The 18,786-nt window shown below is 55.5% G+C and carries 17 protein-coding genes; 3 read left to right on the top strand and 14 right to left on the bottom strand.

What is annotated here, in order from left to right; all coding sequences use genetic code 11:
* Positions 1-5 precede the first annotated feature (5 nt).
* Positions 6-812, top strand: coding sequence for an ABC transporter ATP-binding protein (locus JAO32_RS10045; RefSeq protein ID WP_334239863.1), 807 nt, complete (start codon positions 6-8; stop codon positions 810-812).
* Between the two features lie 2 nt (positions 813-814).
* Here JAO32_RS10045 and JAO32_RS10040 read toward each other — a convergent pair whose 3' ends face one another.
* From JAO32_RS10040 to JAO32_RS09985, 12 genes are all read right to left on the bottom strand, one after another.
* Positions 815-1,567, bottom strand: coding sequence for a dienelactone hydrolase family protein (locus JAO32_RS10040; protein WP_334239861.1), 753 nt, complete (start codon positions 1,565-1,567; stop codon positions 815-817).
* Between the two features lie 20 nt (positions 1,568-1,587).
* Entirely contained in the window at positions 1,588-1,998 is a 411-nt protein-coding gene (locus tag JAO32_RS10035) for a hypothetical protein (protein WP_334239859.1), read from the bottom strand.
* A 51-nt stretch (positions 1,999-2,049) separates the two neighbouring features.
* The gene (locus JAO32_RS10030) at positions 2,050-3,225 is read right to left on the bottom strand and encodes a glycosyltransferase family 2 protein (protein ID WP_334239856.1); all 1,176 of its coding nucleotides are present in this window, start codon (positions 3,223-3,225) and stop codon (positions 2,050-2,052) included.
* Between the two features lie 20 nt (positions 3,226-3,245).
* Positions 3,246-4,997, bottom strand: a complete 1,752-nt coding sequence (locus tag JAO32_RS10025; RefSeq protein WP_334239854.1) for a hypothetical protein — start codon at positions 4,995-4,997, stop codon at positions 3,246-3,248.
* 143 nt (positions 4,998-5,140) lie between these two features.
* Entirely contained in the window at positions 5,141-7,537 is a 2,397-nt protein-coding gene (pnp, locus tag JAO32_RS10020) for a polyribonucleotide nucleotidyltransferase (RefSeq protein ID WP_334239852.1), read from the bottom strand.
* Between the two features lie 290 nt (positions 7,538-7,827).
* Positions 7,828-8,094 carry a 30S ribosomal protein S15 gene (gene rpsO / locus JAO32_RS10015; RefSeq protein ID WP_047487890.1) on the bottom strand — a complete coding sequence of 89 codons (267 nt, stop codon included), beginning with the start codon at positions 8,092-8,094 and terminating at the stop codon, positions 7,828-7,830.
* 85 nt (positions 8,095-8,179) lie between these two features.
* Positions 8,180-9,388, bottom strand: coding sequence for an endo-1,4-beta-xylanase (locus JAO32_RS10010; protein WP_334239849.1), 1,209 nt, complete (start codon positions 9,386-9,388; stop codon positions 8,180-8,182).
* 256 nt (positions 9,389-9,644) lie between these two features.
* Positions 9,645-10,526 carry a flagellin N-terminal helical domain-containing protein gene (locus JAO32_RS10005; RefSeq protein WP_334239847.1) on the bottom strand — a complete coding sequence of 294 codons (882 nt, stop codon included), beginning with the start codon at positions 10,524-10,526 and terminating at the stop codon, positions 9,645-9,647.
* Positions 10,527-10,549: 23 nt separating this feature from the next.
* Entirely contained in the window at positions 10,550-11,902 is a 1,353-nt protein-coding gene (flgK, locus tag JAO32_RS10000) for a flagellar hook-associated protein FlgK (protein ID WP_334239845.1), read from the bottom strand.
* Positions 11,903-12,024: 122 nt separating this feature from the next.
* Positions 12,025-13,278, bottom strand: a complete 1,254-nt coding sequence (locus JAO32_RS09995) for a sigma-54 dependent transcriptional regulator (RefSeq protein ID WP_334239843.1) — start codon at positions 13,276-13,278, stop codon at positions 12,025-12,027.
* On the bottom strand, positions 13,275-13,517 hold the full coding sequence (locus JAO32_RS09990) for a hypothetical protein (RefSeq protein WP_334239841.1): 243 nt from the start codon (positions 13,515-13,517) through the stop codon (positions 13,275-13,277). Before JAO32_RS09990 ends, JAO32_RS09995 begins: the two co-directional genes overlap by 4 nt.
* Positions 13,514-14,257 carry a response regulator transcription factor gene (locus JAO32_RS09985; RefSeq protein ID WP_334239839.1) on the bottom strand — a complete coding sequence of 248 codons (744 nt, stop codon included), beginning with the start codon at positions 14,255-14,257 and terminating at the stop codon, positions 13,514-13,516. Before JAO32_RS09985 ends, JAO32_RS09990 begins: the two co-directional genes overlap by 4 nt.
* Before the next feature lie 230 nt (positions 14,258-14,487).
* Here JAO32_RS09985 and lexA point away from each other — a divergent pair, with 230 nt between their 5' ends.
* Together lexA and JAO32_RS09975 are read left to right on the top strand one after the other, a co-directional pair.
* Complete coding sequence (gene lexA, locus JAO32_RS09980) at positions 14,488-15,093, top strand: transcriptional repressor LexA (RefSeq protein ID WP_334239837.1); 606 nt, start codon at positions 14,488-14,490, stop codon at positions 15,091-15,093.
* Positions 15,086-15,799, top strand: a complete 714-nt coding sequence (locus JAO32_RS09975) for an HAD hydrolase-like protein (protein WP_334239836.1) — start codon at positions 15,086-15,088, stop codon at positions 15,797-15,799. The genes lexA and JAO32_RS09975 overlap by 8 nt, the downstream gene beginning before the upstream one ends.
* Here JAO32_RS09975 and JAO32_RS09970 read toward each other — a convergent pair.
* Positions 15,796-17,250: a DHA2 family efflux MFS transporter permease subunit gene (locus JAO32_RS09970; RefSeq protein ID WP_334239833.1), complete on the bottom strand. Its 1,455-nt coding sequence runs from the start codon at positions 17,248-17,250 to the stop codon at positions 15,796-15,798. The two genes, JAO32_RS09975 and JAO32_RS09970, sit on opposite strands and share 4 nt — an antisense overlap.
* Before the next feature lie 12 nt (positions 17,251-17,262).
* Entirely contained in the window at positions 17,263-18,675 is a 1,413-nt protein-coding gene (locus JAO32_RS09965; RefSeq protein WP_334239831.1) for a DUF418 domain-containing protein, read from the bottom strand.
* Positions 18,676-18,786 lie beyond the last annotated feature (111 nt).

Raw genomic sequence — 18,786 nt, 5'->3', positions numbered from 1 at the left:
CCACAATGCCTGAAGAAAAAGCAAAAGAACCAGTACTTGAGGTTCAGAACGTCAGCATCGCCTTTGATAACAATCGCGTTCTCGATGACGTCAGCTTCACCCTTTACAACGGTGAAACCTGCGTCCTGCTCGGCCCTGCAGGCGGCGGCAAAAGCGTTCTGTTGAAGATCATCAATGGATTGATTCCGCCGGACAGCGGTAGCATCCGCGTCTTCGGTCAGGAAATCACCACCATGACACAGCAGGAACTCTTCACAATGCGGCGTCGTGTGGGGATGGTCTTTCAGGAGTCTGCATTGTTCGACTCCATGAACGTTGAAGACAACGTGGCATACCGTCTGAACGAAGAAGGCGTAGATCCGGCCGAAGCGCATAAGCGCGTGGAAGAGTCGCTGGAGTTCGTAGAACTCAGCCAGGCAATCAACAAATTTCCTTCAGAGCTTTCTGGCGGCATGCGTCGTCGCGTCTCGATCGCACGTGCGCTGATCACCAAGCCGGATTTGATCCTCTACGATTCCCCAACGGGCGGCCTGGATCCCATCACATCCACGACTATTGTGGAACTGATCCTGAAGCAGCGCGACGAATCGCACACTGCCTCGCTGATGATTACGCATCGCCTGCAGGACGCGTTCTTCCTCGCCACGCATCATTGGGATAGCGCGACAAAATCCGTGCAGCCCATCCCTGATGGGGGCGTGGATAAGAACACAAAATTCCTGGTGCTGAACGAGGGACGAGTCGTCTTTGACGGGTCTACGCTGGAGCTGACCCATAGCGAAGACCCGTGGTTGCAGAACTTCCTCTCGTAGTCCTAGCGGTCTCCCTGTCCCAGTCGGCGCGCAAAAAGATTCAACGTTTCGCGATACAGGTGCATTGCAAGCTCAGGGTCATAACGTGCGCCCTCATCGCGCATGAATGCATGCGCTCCATTCACTTCATGCCACGCAAAGCGCAGGTTCAACTCATCCAGGCGCGCAAGAATCTGGCGACGGCCTTCCAATGGAATATGCGGGTCCTGGCGCCCCCAGATCATTAACAACTCGCCCTTGATCTCTGCCGCACGCGCCAACGAATCGTCGTTCTGCCCCTTGCCCAGTGACCCCTTATGGATGTCCGTTCCGTAGAAGCAAACCGTGGCGCGCACATCAGGCTCAAAGGCAGCGCGGAAGGAAAGATGACCGCCAAGGCAGATACCGATGGCACCAAGCTCGCCAGTGCAATCCTCGCGCGATTTCAGATGATCCAGCACCGCACGCGTATCCGCGTCGTAGCTGGCTAGTTCCTTCTCATACTTGTACTTGTTGCCGACATCGCTGCCAGCCTGGTCATAGGCCAGCACTTCACCCGCCGGTAGAAACTCATGGTAGACCTCGGGCATGGCGACCACATAGCCATGTCCAGCAAGCAACGCGGCTGTGCGACGGATGGGGTCTGTGATCTGGAAAATCTCCGAATAAAACACCAGTCCCGGATATTTACCAGGAGCAGCCGGACGCACGATATGCGTGCGCATAGGGCCATAAGGAGTCTCAAGGGTTACATATTCATGCGGTGCAAGAATCACAGTTCCATCTCCATTTTGTCTTAGCGAAAACTCACCGCAAGATGCCAACGCACACCGCGGTCCGCAGCTTTGCGAAGAACCGTTTCGTATTCTTCAAGCTCTTCACGAATGAACTCGCCTTCACTGCCAATCAGTGCTGGATCTTCCTTTAAGGCCTGCAGCATGGGCGACACCGTGGCCAATCCTTCGTATCCGCTGAACCACTGCGGTGGAAGCAGTTTTCCCTGTAGTTCAGGATCACCTGCTCCCTCTTCCAGCAGCAGCGCCATCGCGTTGTCATCCGCGGAAAAGAAATCAATGAGGGGACGCACTCCCAGGTGGATCGCCAGACGCTCCAACGGGTCTTCATTACGAGCCAGTGCGCGACCGTTCACGAACGTATCGAAGCCGGGATCGTCTCCCTCAACGACGATGTACATCGAAGCTGCCATCTGCGGCCTAGTGTAAACAAAACAGGCTTGTGCAAGTCCTGCGTTCGCCGTTTACCGGCGACGCAGACCCAGAAGGCTAAGGAAGAAGCTACCGAAGCACACCTGCGTTCCCAGCATCAGGCACAACATGGCTGGAAGCGTGCGACGCATCATCTCTACGGGAGGCAACGGCCCATAGCCCGTATGTGCCCAGCCGACAACTGAAGAGATCGCAATTCCGATACCAACCAGCAATAGCAACACGCCCGCAATCAAACCAGTTTCCAACGTGACGTACTGAAACCAACGATCAAAGCTTTCGTCTTCAGGCAGCAGGCCTTCGGTGATCGCAAACACTTTGGCCGAAACGCCAAAGAACACAAGCTGAAAGCCCAGCAACACACCTGCAGCGGCATACGCCAACGTATCCACACCCAGGTTGATATGGCCCAACGGACGCTCCGCAGGCAACAGCCACGCCATCAACCCAAAGCCGCCAAGCATCAACGTAAGGCCGGGAAACAGGAATAGCCAACGCGGCGAATACATCAGCAGGAAGCGGAAGTGTCGCCATCCATCGCGCCACGTCTTCAGGTGTGGAGGACGGCTACGGCCGTCCTTCTTCAGGTTCGTCGGCACTTCGACAATCTTCTGCTTCTGCAGCGACGCCTTCACCACCATCTCACTGGCAAATTCCATGCCCGTGGTGCGAAGCGCAAGGGATTCATAAGCGCTCTTGCTGAAGGCGCGAATACCGCAATGGAAGTCGCCAACCGGCGTATGGAACAACGTACGCCCCATCCAGCTTAGAACCGGATTGCCAAGATATTTATGCAGCGGGGGCATTGCGCCGGGTCCGATTCCTCCTGCGAAGCGATTGCCCATAACCAAATCTGCGCCGTTACGAAGTTGTTCCAGAAACCGTGGAATATGCGCGAAGTTGTAGCTATCGTCAGCATCCGCCATCAATACATATTTGCCCTGCGCAGCAAGAATACCCGCATTCAACGCAGCACCATAACCACGGATAGGTACGTTAACTACTCGTGCGCCGTGGTCGATAGCAATCTGCTGCGAACCGTCTGTGGAACCGTTGTCCGCAACGACGACTTCGCCCGCAATGTTGTTCTCTCGTAGTGCCGCCATTGCTTTATCCACGCAAATGGCAAGTGTCTCTGCCTCGTTCAAGCAGGGCATGACAACTGTGAGTTCTAACGAACCTGTATGTGCGGCTTCCTGTGAGCTCATTGCATTCATCATGGCATGACTTAAGACTTCGGGCTTAACCGGAGAGCGTAATACCTTGTCTCACCAAGCCGTTGCCACCCTTCCGTGGCGGGGTGTGCGCTATTCATCTCACCTGGGTCAAACGCCCCCACGATCACTTTTGCTCCCTGACTACGAAGCGCATCGTATGCCTGCTGCCGGTTCGGCATCGCGTCCAACTGCACAGCCAGATGCTTTGCCTCGGGTGCATAGATCTCATCAACGATACGCACTCCTGCAATCCTGGCCCAGTAGTGGTCGTTGAGGCATGCAGCCGCTCCAACACAGGCAATACTGTCACCCGGCATTAGGCCCATGGACCGCAACCCTTCCGCAGCATTGAAGATCTGAGCATCACGCCATGCAGGCACCTGCCCAATAATGGAAAGCTGTCGCCGATTCTCTGCCGTTTGTCGAATCAACGCTCCCAAAGGCAACAACGCAAACAGTAGCAACACAGCAGAAGGCACAAGCTGCAGTGTGCTCTCGTGTGATTTGCGCTTCTCAAACATAGCGAAGAGCGCAATCAGGATCAGGAGATATGCTGCCGTAACGTATCTCTCTTCAACATTCACAAGGGCATAAATCGCCCATATCAAAATGCCTAATCCCGCTACCGGCCAAGCATAACGACCGCGCCAGTTAAGTCTTCCGCATGTGAGCAACAGAACCAGCAGCAAAAGCAATGGCTCTGGATGGTTCAAAAGATAACGGAAGATCAAAACCACATTACGCTCATCACGTGACACAAGCCGGGACAACGAAAACTTCGCCGTAATGTGATCGTTCCAGTAGGTTGGATCAAACCACGGTGGATACGTCCCATGCTGCATCTGCGTATAGCTATAGACGCCCGGCGTCTGCATCAATTCCTGCTCAGGATGCTTCAACTCGACCACAGCAGAACCAAATGAATTGGTCATCCGCGGTTGCAGATGCATCTTCTCTGTGCCAGAAACATACCAGACATAGTTCAGACTGCCGGAGTCACCAAAATCAAATCGATGATGTTGACGGGAAAGCGCCGCGATATACGGCCCAGCGATGACACCAAATGCAACCAACGCAACAACGCTCTGCGCAAGCGCCGTGGGAATACGGCGCTTGCATACCAGCACTGCAAACGACGCCAGCGCAGCGACACACAAAAGTGTCAGCAGAAATGCGAACGACTTGGTCAGATACGCGAAGCCGAGCGTGAGTCCCATCAAGCCTGCATAAACAAAGGCTGCGCTACCTTCCGTCGCCAGCGCTTCCAGCAACAGCCCAACACCGGAAAGGATCAACGCTTGTAGCAGGCTATCCGTTCGCACTTTGCCAAGTGTCAGCTCTCGCGTGGTGGCAATCACCAGCAACGAAAGCCCAAATAAGGCAAGCAAGTCGGCAGAGAGAAGGCTCTCCATGGCCGGCGCCAGCCGTTTCCGTAAGCGCACCAGTCCATGCACCAGAAGCAGGATGCTACCCACTTCCAGAAAGAAAATGAAGACATTGACCGCGTAATAGGCACCCAACTCATCCCAGCGGTTCACATGGAATATCGTCTGCGCCGCAGCCAGAAAGGCCGGATACAGCGGATGCCAATAGGCATTCACCGCAGCGTGTAAGTTGTGCCCACGGATCAGATCAGCCAGATCCATGTAGGCTACGGCGTCTCCGTCAATGCTGTAGGCATCGTACTGTGCAGAAAACCACGCCAGTGGCACCAGCAGCAGTAGGTATATCCAAAGGGCTTTTCGTATCGCTGAAACGTTCACGCGCCTTCCAGGGGTCGAGGATGGGGAGCACAGTGGAAGCATCTTCAGGATAGCCTATGCAGCGGTGTTGCCTGTTGCTGCAAGGTCAAAAGAAAAAGACCGCAGCAAAATGCCGCGGTCTTTTCTTCTTTAGCTAATTCGAGTTACGCGCGAGGTGCGCCGCTGTTGCCACCGGGGGCACGACGTCCGCCACGACGACGGCGACGGCGACGCTGGCCCTGTGGGGCTCCGCTTCCGGCATTCTGCGACGAACCTTCAGGGCCTTCACCTTCAGACTCATCACCTTCGTCCTCGCCCTCAATCTCATCATCCAGATCATCGTCCTCATCGAAGTCCTCGCCGCCTTCCAGCGTGATGGTCTCCGTGGGGGCAGGAGCTGCCGGACGAGGAGCACGCGGTGCGCGATCCCCATTGCCCTCTTCCACCTGAGGATCAGGCAAGCCAAGCTTTGCACGCTGCTCCTTCAGAACAGCCTTGCGGCTCAGCTTGATGCGGTTACCTTCAATTGCCAGAACCTTCACCAGAACCTGATCGCCTTCGCGCAGTTCGTCCTTCACGTCCTTCACGCGATGCTCTGCGATTTCCGAAACGTGCAGCAGGCCGTCCGTGCCTGGGAAGATTTCGACAAATGCGCCGAACTCGGCCAGACGAACCACCTTGCCCAGGTAGGTCTTGCCGGGCTCCGGCACAGCCGTCAGATCGCTGATCATCTGGATAGCACGTGCCAAACCATCTGGATCGCTTGACGAGACATCGACCTTACCGCTGTCGTCCACGTCGATCTTCACCTGCGTGGCTTCGATAATGCCGCGGATCACCTTGCCGCCAGGTCCGATCAGGTCACGAATCTTGTCCGTCGGAATCTGCAGCGTCTTGATCTGCGGAGCGTAACGCGACTTCTCTTCCGATGCCGACGCGATCACTGCATCCATCTTGTCCAGCAGGAACAGGCGAGCAGCCTTGGCCTGAGCCAGAGCCTCACGCATAATCTGCGGCGTGATGCCCATGATCTTGATGTCCATCTGCAGCGCAGTAATGCCTTCGCGCGTTCCGGCCACCTTGAAGTCCATGTCGCCGTAGTGATCTTCCGCACCGGCAATGTCGGTCAGAACGGCGTAATCGTCGCCTTCCTTCACCAAGCCCATTGCGATACCAGCCACAGCAGCCTTCAACGGAATGCCTGCCTGCATCAACGACAACGAAGCGCCGCAAACCGAAGCCATGGACGAGGAACCGTTCGATTCCGTGATGTCCGACACCACACGCAGCGTGTATGGCGAGGACTTTTCATCCGGCAGAACAGCTTCAATCGCACGCGACGCCAGAGCACCGTGGCCGATTTCGCGACGACCGGTACCGGTCATACGTCCAACCTCACCAACGGAATACGGCGGAAAGTTGTAGTGAAGCATGAAGCGCTTCTTCACTTCGCCTTCGTAGGTTTCCAGGCGCTGCGCATCGTCGGCCGTACCGAGCGTTGCTGTGACCAGAGCCTGGGTCTCACCACGGGTAAACAGAGCCGAACCGTGCGTACGCGGTAGAACGCCCACTTCGATATCGATCTTGCGGATCTCGTCGAATGCACGACGATCGGGACGGATGCGGTCCTTCAGCACCTGCTCGCGGAAGATGTTCTCGCGCAGCAGCTCAAATACCTTACCCAGACGCTTCGCCGCAGCGGCATCGCCTTCCGGCAGCGACTTCTTCAGCTCGCTCTTGATCTCGGCAATCTTCGAATAGCTTTCAGTCTTGCCATACTTTTGTGTATCCAAAGCATCTGTCAGGCGCTCGCCCACTTGCGACTTCAGTTCGTTGTAGTAACCAGAAATATCTTCAGCTACAGCAACTGCGCGCTTTGTCTTGCCTGCCTTCACAGCCAGTTCGTTAATGGCAGCGCAGATCAGCTTGATCTGCTCGTGCGCAAACTCGATAGCCTCAACAGCCTTGTCTTCCGATACTTCCTTCGCACCGGACTCCACCATCGTGATGCCGTCCTTCGTACCGGCAACCATGATGTTCAGCAGGCTCTTTGTGCGCTCCTCGTAAGTCGGGTTCACAATGAACTCGCCGTCTACAATGCCAATTCGGACTGCGCCAATAGGGCCAAGGAACGGAATATCCGACAGCGCCAGAGCGCATGATGCTGCGTTAATGGCAATCGCATCCGGATCGTTCTGCTTGTCTGCGGAGTACACGAACGCGACCACCTGGGTCTCGTTGCGGTAGGTCTCGGAGAAAAGGGGACGAATGGGGCGGTCAATCTGACGCGAGGTGAGGATTTCCTTCTCAGAAGGACGGCCTTCGCGCTTGATGAAACCGCCGGGGATGCGGCCACCTGCATAGCTGGTTTCGCGATACTCAACGGTCAGCGGAAAGAAGTCGATGCCTTCCTTCGGCTCCGGAGCGCCAACGGCGGTTGCCAGGATCACGGTGTCGCCGCTGCTTACAAAAGCGGCGCCTGATGCCTGCTTGGCAATGCGGCCCGTTTCAAATGTGATGCTCTTGCCACCGGCAAGTTCAACGGTAATCTCCTGCTTCATAGCGGGTGTTCTCTCTTTGTGGGTTATGGAAACTTATTTGCGCAGACACGCGCATGCGCACGCACAGCACGATGGCCTGCGTGGCGCGAAATCCTTGTAAATGACGATACGAGGGTGATTTCGGACGAACTCCGAAACGAAATCCTGGATGTGCCGAAGGGCAGGATCAACCGTTCACGCTCCTCTGAAAGAGCGTGTGGCCGGGACGAAGACGTCCCGGCACAGCAGATACGGTGCTCCCGATAAACGAATGCACGAGAAGCGGCCCTCGGAATAACTTGAAGGAAGATTTACTTACGGATACCGAGCTTTGCGATCACTTCGCGGTAGCGGTCGGAGTCATTCTTCTTCAGGTAATCCAGCAGGCTGCGACGCTTGGACACCAGCATCAGCAGGCCGCGGCGCGAACCATGATCCTTCTTGTGCGTCTTGAAATGCTCGGTCAACTGGCCGATGCGCTCGCTCAGAATAGCGATCTGCACTTCGGGGCTGCCGGTATCGGTATCGTGCACACGATACTTGCTGATAATCTCGTTCTTTTTAACTGTTGCCAACACTGTCTTGTAGTGCTCCTGATTTCAATAAAGCCGAATTGGTCTACGCAACAGGATACCACTGGGGCGAAGATTCGCCAAAGCCAACCTACAGTTTTGGCAGTGGTTTCTGCGACGGCGGAGTACCCCGCAAAGCACCTGCCTGGTGCCGCGCATCAAAAGCATCCCGTACCCCCACAAATGCCGGTTTGGCGCGAAGCTGGCCGTCAAACAACAGAGGCCGTTGAGGTAAGCCATCTTCCCTCGCCCGATCCTTACCCTGATTCAGCCAGGTCCCTGCATCGGAAACTCCCCACGTCAGTACCGCAGTCACATTTCTTTCCGGTAATAACAGGTCCAGGTAGCTGCGATATCGATTGGCCACGCCAATATCTCGCGTTTCGACATCGGAAGGTAGGGTTCGATCGTTCACATCCAACTCTGTAATAAAGACTTCCAGTCCTATTTCGCGGCAATCCTGCACAAACCTCTGCAAACCAGGCCCATAGCCGTTCGCAGGTTGCGCCTGCAAGTGCGACTGGATCCCGACGGCGTCCAGTGGCACATTCCGCTGCTTCAACCGACGAAGCATCAGCAACACCGCCGCACGCTTCATTGCCGCTTCCTGGGTTTCCTGCTCAATACCGTATTCGTTGTAAGTCAGCAGCGCCGACGGATCGGCATCGCGCGCCACACGGAAGGCCATCTCGATATAGTCCGTTCCAATCATCTGCAGCCAGGGCGTGTTGCGGAGGCCATCCGGACGGCCATCCCTGATCTCGATCGCCTCATTCACCACGTCCCACGAATGGATGCGACCGGAATAGCGACCGGCAACGGTGCGGATATGGTCTCGCAGCAACTGACGGGCATTCACAGCAGTCACCTGCTTCGCGAACCACTCCGGCAGCGCCTCATGCCAGCAGAGATTGTGGCCACGCAAACGGATGTGACGGCGGGCAGCAAACTCGACCAACGCATCTGCATCTGCAAAGGAAAACTGATCTATCGCCGGACGCAACGCATGCCACTTCATCGCATTTTCCGCCACGATGATGCTGCATTGCTGCTCCACAAGAGCTCGGTAAGCCGCATCGTCACGCAGCTTCTGCGTATTGACCGCGAAGCCAAATAGCATTCGCGCATCCATCGCATGTGCCTTCAAAGAGTGTGGTCCGCTCACGTCCACCCCCGGCAAGCGATACCCCGAACCAGATGATCTCTTGGGGCCGCAGCCATTCAGCAGTGCCAATGATGCAGAGGCTATTGCCGCATGCCCAAGAAAATCTCGCCGAGACCATGCACGAGGATCACGCATGGGGCGTACGGCTCTCCTTACGGATCTCGTCCGTCCAGCGGAGAAAATGCAGAAACTGCTGCTTCTCAGCCCATAGGAAACCAAACACTTCCTTCGCGCCAATCTCCTCGGCGTGCAGTCCTGAATATGTCTCGAGACGCCAACGAAGATAAGGACTCCGCCAAGGGCGCAACCGGGAGCCACGCGTGCTGTTCCAAAGAAAACTAACCGCACCAATCACATGCCGAGTGTACCGGATATCGGCACCACGCTGCTGCTAGAGGTAGTCGAAGAGACTTCCCTTTTGCACCGCAGCAATCGTACTCAACAAAGCGGAACGCTGTGTCGTCACAGAAGAGAGTTCCGTTGCAAGCGTTGCTGTGTCCGCAGACAGCAGCGTCGATTGCTGTGCCAATAGATTCGTCTTCTGCGCAGTAATGTAATCGCTCTCACTGGAAATACGGCTCTGTGCAGAATTCAAAGTGGCTCGTTGTGAAATGACACTATTCAGCGCATCCCGCAAGCCACTCACAAGCGATGAAGAATCGGGCGTCGCTCCACTTTGTAAGGCGGTAATGATGTTGTTCAAAGCGTCAAAGACCGATGCGCCGGATGCAGCAAAAACATTGTTCCCCGCAAGAGAGGTGCTTACCGTGCCGCCTGATGTCAGTGCAACACTTGTTGCGTCGCTATTGCCGGTATAAGTTACATTTCCCGAAGCATCTTCTGTAAATGGAACTGCTGTAGAAGATCCGGAAAACAGATAGGTCCCACCATAGCTGCTATTGGCAAGCGAAAGAATCGTGTCGCGAATGGAAGACAGCGATTGCGCGGCAACCGCATTCGTTGTTGTATTTCCCGTGCCGCTCAACGCTCCTGTAGCCGTACTAATCGCAGAGGTCAGCTGCGACACCACTGACCCTAAAGCCGTATCCGCAGTCTGCATACGATTGCTGGCATTGCTTGCCGTGGAGAGAAATGCGGCGTCCTGTCGCAACGTGTCGGCCATGGTAACGGCCTGGCCCGACGCCACTGGATCGTCCCCCAATGATGTAATGCGAAGACCTGAAGACATCTCCTGCGAGATGCGCGTCTGCTGATCACTCAGATTCGAGAGCGACGAAAGCATTTGTTGCAGCGATGTGGTGCTATTCAACATGGATCATTCTCCCTGCTTCTGCATTACGAAACGGTCGTCTGCTGGCCAAGATTAATCGCCTGCGCCATCAACTCATTTACGATCGAAAGCACTTTCGCCGCTGCTTCATAGGACCGTTGATACTGTGTGAGATTGGCTGCTTCCGTATCCAGCGAAACGCCAGATAGATTCGCAACCTGAGTCGACGTTTGTGCCAGCACCGCATCATTCGCGGACTTGGTTGTAGTCGCAGAGGATACCGTCTGCCCCAGCGAAGTAATCATCACGGAAAACGCTCCAGAAGCCGTAAGTGATCCCACAATCGCCTGCGATGCAACGGCCCCTATTGCTGTAGCATTACTGCCGTCCGAAGAGGTGGCGATGCCATCGCCACTGCTAATGGCCATCTTCAACGTTGCTGCTGTATTACCAGAGAAAACATCTCCGCCAGCATTCCCGCTTGCATCGGTTCCGGCTGCGTTCTGTGCATTCACCGCAGAGGCAATCGCCGATGCGACCGAGTCTAGTTGTTGCTGCACGGCAGGGAGATCCTGGTCACGAACCTGCAATAAACCACCGATACTGCCCGACAGAATGGAGCCGGTAACGTCAGATCCATTGGACATAATGTGGACGTTTCCGTTTACAGTAGCCGTGCTCAGACTGATCGCCTGCGTTCCATTCAGTAGAGGCGTACCGTCAGACAGGGAAAGGTTCACGGTGCCATCGGTTGCTGTCACCGTATTTACATCCACCAGTTTTGCAAGGGAAAGAACGGCCTGGTCACGTTCATCCTGCAAACCGCTGGTGTCCTGCCCTCCCGCTTGCTGAATCTGCTTGTTCAAAGAGGCAATGCTCGTGAGAAGACCATTTGCCTGATCCACAGACGTGCCAATCTGCTGATTGAGCGAAGTCGTCTGTGCACTCAGTTGCGATGCTGTCCGATTCATCGTTGTTACAAGCGCCTGCGCAGCGGCATAAGCAGTTTGCCGCGTATTGGTATCAGAGGGCGAAGATGCAAGGGACGTCACGCTGTTAAAGAAATCGCTGATCGCTGCCCCAATGCCCGATGCATCGTCACCCGAACCATCAATGGTGAATAGAGACTGCAGATTGTCCAAGGCCGTAGTACGCGCGCTACTAGCACTCGAAGCTTCGGTAGCCTGCTGCAAAGACCGTTGCAATACACGATCACGCTGAGCGGTCACGGTCGCGGTCACACCGGAACTGGTTGAGATGCCATTTACATTCACCATATCGGTGCTGGAAAAGCTGGCAACCCTGCGGGTATAGCCATCGGTGTTTTGATTGGCCATATTTTCAGCGGTCAGCTTCATCTGCTGTGTTGCAAGCGTCAGATAACGTTCCAGCGCATCGGCTGTCGGCATCTCAAGCATCAAAATTTTCCTTTTCGCTTAAGTCAGAGCAACTTACTGCCGATAAGTGCATGTAGAAGACCAATAGTTAGGCCGCTCCTGTGAGCGGCCTAACTGCAATATGCAGGTTGCTTGCGAATTTTCTAATGTATCGTGGCGGATATCCGACCCGGAAGCCGGATATGTTCTGGTCGAATCCCCGCCTCCTCACCACAAAGAATCACTGCGCGCTGAATCATGTGGCCAAGCTCACGAACATTGCCCGGCCAATCAAGGTTTTGCAGCAATGCAAGAGCTTCCCTGCTAATGGATTTGCGCGGCGTGCTCTCGCCTAACTTGCGCAGAGTATGCTCCACCAGCATGGGAATATCCTCACGCCGCTCTCGCAACGCAGGTATCTCCACGGGGAACACCGCAAGTCGGTGATACAGATCCAATCGGAACCGACGATCACGGGCAAGCTCTTCCAACGGCTGATGCGTCGCCGCAACGATCCGCACATCCACACGGATAGGCTCATTTTCGCCCACCTTCTGAATTTCACCGTTCTCCAGAAAGCGAAGCATCTTCGCCTGCAACGGCAAAGGCATCTCTCCAATCTCATCCAGAAACAACGTGCCGCCATGCGCTGCTTCAATACGGCCCATACGCGATGTCACAGCCCCTGTGAACGCGCCACGCGTATGTCCGAATAGTTCCGCTTCCAGTAGATGTTCCGGGATCGCAGCACAGTTCAACACCACAAACGGCTTCCCTACACGAGGGCTCAACCGATGCACTGCCTTTGCAACCAATTCTTTTCCGGTACCCGTTTCTCCCAGCACGAGAACGTTCGCTGGATGAGGAGCCACCAGCCGGATCTGCAGCGCCAGCTCCCGCATCATCGCAGCATCACCAACGAACTCGGGAAGATGCATCTTGATCTCTTCCGGAACTTCAGCCTGCATCTCCCTTGCCGCAGCCACCGGGGCAACAAGAGGTACCGTAACCGGTGCCTGCAGCCATGCCGCACCATCAAATCCACTCGTTGCAGGCGAGGTTTCCGTGCAGCTTTCCTGCGCCTCTCGCAATGCATGCAAAAGCTCATTACGGCGCGCACTGCGCACTGCAGAACCGCTACAACTACCATCCATCTGCAACATATCCGTCGCAGGACAAAGTGTCGCGGCATACGTCGCAAACTCGGTAGCATCCAAGTCTGGCAGCCAATGATCTACGATCATCGCCTCCGGCGCCAAGCTTCCAAGATGCATCATCGCTTCAGCACCGCCGGAAGCCGGAAACACCTCCCAACGCATGCCTGCGAGCAAAGTAGAAAGCTTGTGCCGCAACTCCGTATCAGGAGTCACCAACACCACGGAACGCTGCACAACTGACGCCGCAACAACAGCACTCATCGCGCCCCTCCCGCATGCAAACGCGCAGCGGCATCGCGTACGCGTTCCAACTCTGATACGGCGCGACGACATTCAGTACGTGCAGTGTTTAAAGCGTCCTGAAGCTGCTCCGGCGTGGTGCGAAGAGCAGCCATCTCCACGGCAAACAACAGCGCAGTCATAGGCTGTGAGAGCGAGTGGATGGCATCTTCCAGTTCTTCCAACGCAGTATCATTCATGGTCAACTCCATCTGGTTCATGCAACCTCCAAAGCTGTATGGAAACCAGCAGCCGCAGGCACAGTGTTGAATCGTAACGAATTCCCTTTATCTTTCGCAGCAATGCCATATCCCTCACCACGCATGGTCTGCACCAGGCCCACCGCGCCCACTGCACCCAACTTACGGCGAAGGTAATTCACATACACATCCACTACGTTCGTTCCAGCATCCGGCGACATCTGCCACACATTCTCCATCAGTTCACGACGGGACACAGTGCGCCCCTTTTGCAGCAACAGATATTCCAACAACGTGAATTCCTTTGAAGTGAATTCAAGCATCTCTTCCTGGAACGACACTGTGCGTTGAATGCGATCCATACGCAGCCCTGCACATTGCAACACTCCTGCTGAGGCTCCCATCCGTCGTCTGCCAATAGCCTTACAACGGGCTAATAGTTCATACATGGAGAACGGCTTCAACAGATAGTCATCCGCGCCCAGGTTTAGGCATTCAATCTTTTCCGATAACTCCGACCGGCCCGTCAATATCAGGATCGACATCGAAGCAACCCGATCATGCAGTGCGCGCAATACATCGACGCCATCCATTTGCGGAAGCCCCAGATCCAATACCAACAGATCCGGCATGTCTTCCTGAATGCCTTCCACGGCACTTGCACCATCTGCAACTACGCGAACGGTGTGTCCTTCCAGTTCGAGCGCTTTCTTTAGAAACAAAGAAAGTGCCGCATCGTCTTCTGCCACCATCACTCTCATTCGTTGTTCCTCCCGCGTTCCATTTGTCCATGTGTTGAGCAGGTGTACTTTTCCATCCGTCACCTGTCTCCATCTCAAGATGCCGTGAACATGAGAGCAAAACAATGATTCGCTGGCAGCGGTGTTCGCGAGTCGTACCACATCGGGAACAACTATGCCACTCCATTGCCTTTCTTGGTTCAAAAAACTTTTACCTTGCAGTTCGCCTTTTATTCGCTACAATTTCAGCCATGGCGATCACGCGGCGACAAAAAGAGGTTTTGGACTTCCTCTCCGGCTTTACCCAGCGCAAGGGATACTCCCCTTCCTACGAAGAAATTGCGGCTGGACTTGGCCTGAATTCGCTGGCAACGGTGCACAAACACATCACAAACCTGCACAACAAAGGCCTCTTGCAGCGAGCGCACAACCGCAGCCGCTCCATTGACGTCCTTTCGCCTAGGAATTCGCGTAAGAACAACGAACGTCTTCCCCTGATGGGTCGCATTGCCGCAGGTCGCCCCGTGGAAGCTATCGAAACCGCAGAATCCATCTCGCTTTCCGAGATCATCGGCAACCGAGAGGTCTTTGCCCTCGAAGTCCGTGGCGACAGCATGCGCGACGAACACATTGTCAACGGCGACTACGTATTAGTGGAGCGCACCAACACTGCCCGCGAAGGCGAAATCGTTGTTGCACTCGTCGACGGTGCCGACGCCACACTCAAGCGCTATTACAAGGAAGGCAATCTGATCCGCCTACAGCCTTCTAATAATGAGATGGCCCCCATCTTTGCCCCGGCCGACCGCGTCGCCATTCAGGGCAAGGTTCTGGGCATGTTGCGCAAGTATGCCTGAGGAAGCCAGCAGCGAACTACGCTGCGATCTTCTCGTCTTCGATCTGGATGGAACCCTGATCGACTCGGAACAGGACCTCGCCGCGTCAGTGAATGCCACACTAGCGTTCCTTGGGCGAGAAATACTTCCACCACATCGCATTGCGGAGTTCATTGGTGACGGCGCTGCCATGCTCGTCCGCCGCTCCCTGGAAGCTACAGGAGCCATTGACGAAGTAGCACTTGCACAGGCAATCCCTTTCTTCCTGGACTATTACCGCGCACACAACCTCGACTTCACCTATGCCTATCCCGGCGTCATCAGTGAACTCCGCAGGATTCGCGCAGCAGCGCCATCCCTGCCGATGGCCATCCTCACGAACAAACCCTATCGTCCTTCACGCGTCATCTGTTCCGGGTTGGGGCTGTCTGAGTTCTTCTTTGCCAACTACGGTGGTGACAGTTTCCCCACCAAAAAGCCAGATCCCGAAGGCATACAGGCGCTGATGGAAGAAGCATCGCGCATGCTGGGCCGTCCGGTATCTCCGCAACGAACCGTTCTCGTCGGCGATTCCCACGTCGACGTCGCCACAGCGCGCAACGCTGGCATCCTCTGCCTGGGATGCAACTACGGATTAGCCCCGGCAAAGCTGCGTGAAGCAGGTCCAGACGCGATCGTGGACAGCCCCACGGAGTGGTTCTCCGCTCTGCAGGAACTTCTGCCCTAACCTTCCGCCGGTGTCGCTTCGCGTTCCTGCCGGATGAGGTTTCCGCTCACTGCCGCACCCGCCGCAGGATGCATTCGCAGATACGAAGGCAAACTCAGCGCAGCAAGTCCAGCCATCACGCAAAATGCCACACGAAAATCGAATGCACTCGCCCCGCCACGTACCAATGCGCTTCCATGCAGAGCGAGCGCAGAAACTGCCACACCAAGACTCGTCGTCATCTGATTGATCGTCGTAGCCAGCGTGGTGCCGCTGTTCTTCAACTTCTCAGGTAAGTCCGCAAATCCCATGGTCGTAAGCGCTGTCAGTTCCATCGAACGCCCAAGTCCACCAGCAAATAAGACAAGCAACGTGATCACCTTCGGCGTGTTTGCATGCAACCATCCACACGCCACCAGTGCCAACGCAGTCAACGTCCCATTCCACAACAGAACCGTACGAAAACCATAGCGACGGAGCAACGGCCCGGTCAGCGGCTTCATTGCCAAATTTCCCGCAAACACCGCCATCGTCAGCGATCCTGATTCCAACGGATTCAGCCCAAAAGCCTCCTGAAACAGCAACGGCAGCAAGAATGGTACGGAAAACACCGCCATACGAAATAGCGATCCAGCGCCATTCGATACACGGAATGTCTCAATACGAAACACTTCCAGCGAAAACAAAGGCTTTTCCGCGCGCCGCAGCCACCACACCGTCCCCAATGACAGTGCAACAGTAGCCACTAAAAGCACAGCAGCCTTCAATCCCGGAGCATGTTCCACTTCCAGAGATTCCAGCAAATACATCAAGCAGAACGAGGCCGATCCAGCCAACAAAAATCCAGGAAGATCAAAACTTTCGCGAACGGTTTCACGATCCTTCGGCACCAGCTTCAGCGCCAATGCAAACAACACCACACCGATCGGCACGTTCAGCAAAAACATCCAAGGCCACGTCGTAAACGAAAGAATCCATCCGCCCAGCGGTGGCCCCAGGATCGGCGCCACCAGCGCAGGCCAGATTGTGTACGCAATCGCCTTCATCAACTGCGCTTTGGTGGAAGCGCGCAGCACCATCAGCCGCCCCACCGGCACCATCATGGATCCGCCAATGCCCTGCAATACGCGTGAAGCGGTAAACAAGGGCAACGTGTGACTCAGCCCACACAAGGCAGAAGCGCAGGTAAAGATCAGAATGGCTGAAGTGAAAACGCGCCGTTCGCCAAACCGCATGGCCACCCATCCGCTCACGGGAATGAAGATGGCCAGCGTCAACAGATACGCCGTAATGCCAACATTCACGGCAATGGCGGACGTACCAAAGTCGCGCGCCATCGTCGGTAACCCGGTCGCGATAATCGTCGCATCCAGGTTCTCCATAAACAGCGCGCCCGCCGCCAGTAGAGCAACGGCCAGCGCATGTCCACGCAGCGTGGACGGGTCTTCGACTTTCTTTGAGGTGGTCGCCAAGACCTTAGTTTACTAAGCCGAGACCGTGTCCGCAGACGCCGCACGCAGTTTCATCGGCTGGCGATGCCAGTACGTAAGCGAACGCCACGCCCACTCCACAGGACCAAACTGGAAATAACGTAACCAGATCGCGCTAAAAATCAGGTTGAACCCCCACACACCGGCCATCACGTAATACACCTTGTAATACGTCATGTAGCCGTACCAGTGCGTCGGCCCCCACACAAAAAGGAAACGGCAGATCACACTCGTCGCCAGATAGTTGGACAATGCCATCTGCCCCACATTGGCCACAGCCTTCGTTGCCCATCGCAGCGCACCCGCACGCACAATCAGCAGAATCACCGCAGCATTTGCCAGCGCTCCGCTCACGCGACAAATATCGTAAGGCCCAAAGAGCCAGATGGTGGATTTCACAATCTCGAAGCCGTTCTTCCACGCGATGATCGCTCCAGCCGCGCCCAATGGAAGCGAAATCGCATAGCCAATCACCGCGGTCCACACATACACCTTCGTCGGTTGCTCGCCGGTAAGAAATCCATTCTTGTAAAGCGCCATGCCCAGCAGCATGAAGATCAGCACATCCGGAAACGCAAACTGAATCGCCTGCTCTGATTGCAGCGCATCTTTTGCATCCGCCCCCAGCGCCTTGGTGTAGCTCTTGTGATCCGCAACGTCTTTCTCGGTGTCCACGCGCAGGCGACTCCACTGCTTGTCCTGCGACACCTTCTCCACAATGTCTTTGCGTTCCTTCTCCGTCAGCGTCTTGCCCGCATGAACCTTGGCAATTGCGTCATTGCCGCCCTTGTTCGTGAAGTACACGCCCACACTGCGTCCAATACCCGCCGCCAGCACCCAGACCAACAGCAGCCAACCTGCCGTCCGCCGCAGCGTTTTCGACTTCAGGTGACGCATCGGATACAGAAACAGCAATCCCGTAATGCCGTACCAGAAAAGAATGTCGCCATTCCAGATCAGGAATGCGTGCAGCATCCCAATCACCACCAGCCACATATTGCGACGAAGAAAGATATCCGCCACACGATCACCGCCACCACGTCGCTCCGCACGCTCCGTCAGCAACACTGCGCCAGCACCAAACAACATGCTGAACATGGCGCGCATCTTGCCTTCAGCCAGCACCCATCGCAACATCCACGCAACAGTGTTCGCAGTCGCATGCGGCCCGCTAAATACAGGCGACAGCATGCTCAGCGGCAATGCGTAGTTGGTATAGCCATAGGCAAAATCCGTGATGTTCATAATCAGGATGCCCATCAGCGAAAAGCCGCGCAACACATCCAGCGCGCCAATGCGTTCCTGCCGAGACACCGGCCCAAGCGCCGGTTCCTCTGGTCCTGCAAGCTCTTCCGGCATGCCGACAGGTAGAGCCGATTCATCAAACACAAGCGGAGAAGTCGCCATACGGAACTCCATGTACAAAAACGGCGAACGATCGTGGACGAAGACTATCACCGGAACAGTACCCGCAGAACATCAAAATTTCCCCGAACTTTGCCGATTTCAGCCACGTAT

Source organism: Terriglobus sp. ADX1 (genome assembly GCF_036877645.1).
GTDB lineage: Bacteria > Acidobacteriota > Terriglobia > Terriglobales > Acidobacteriaceae > Terriglobus.
This window is presented reverse-complemented; position numbering and strand designations above follow the sequence as displayed.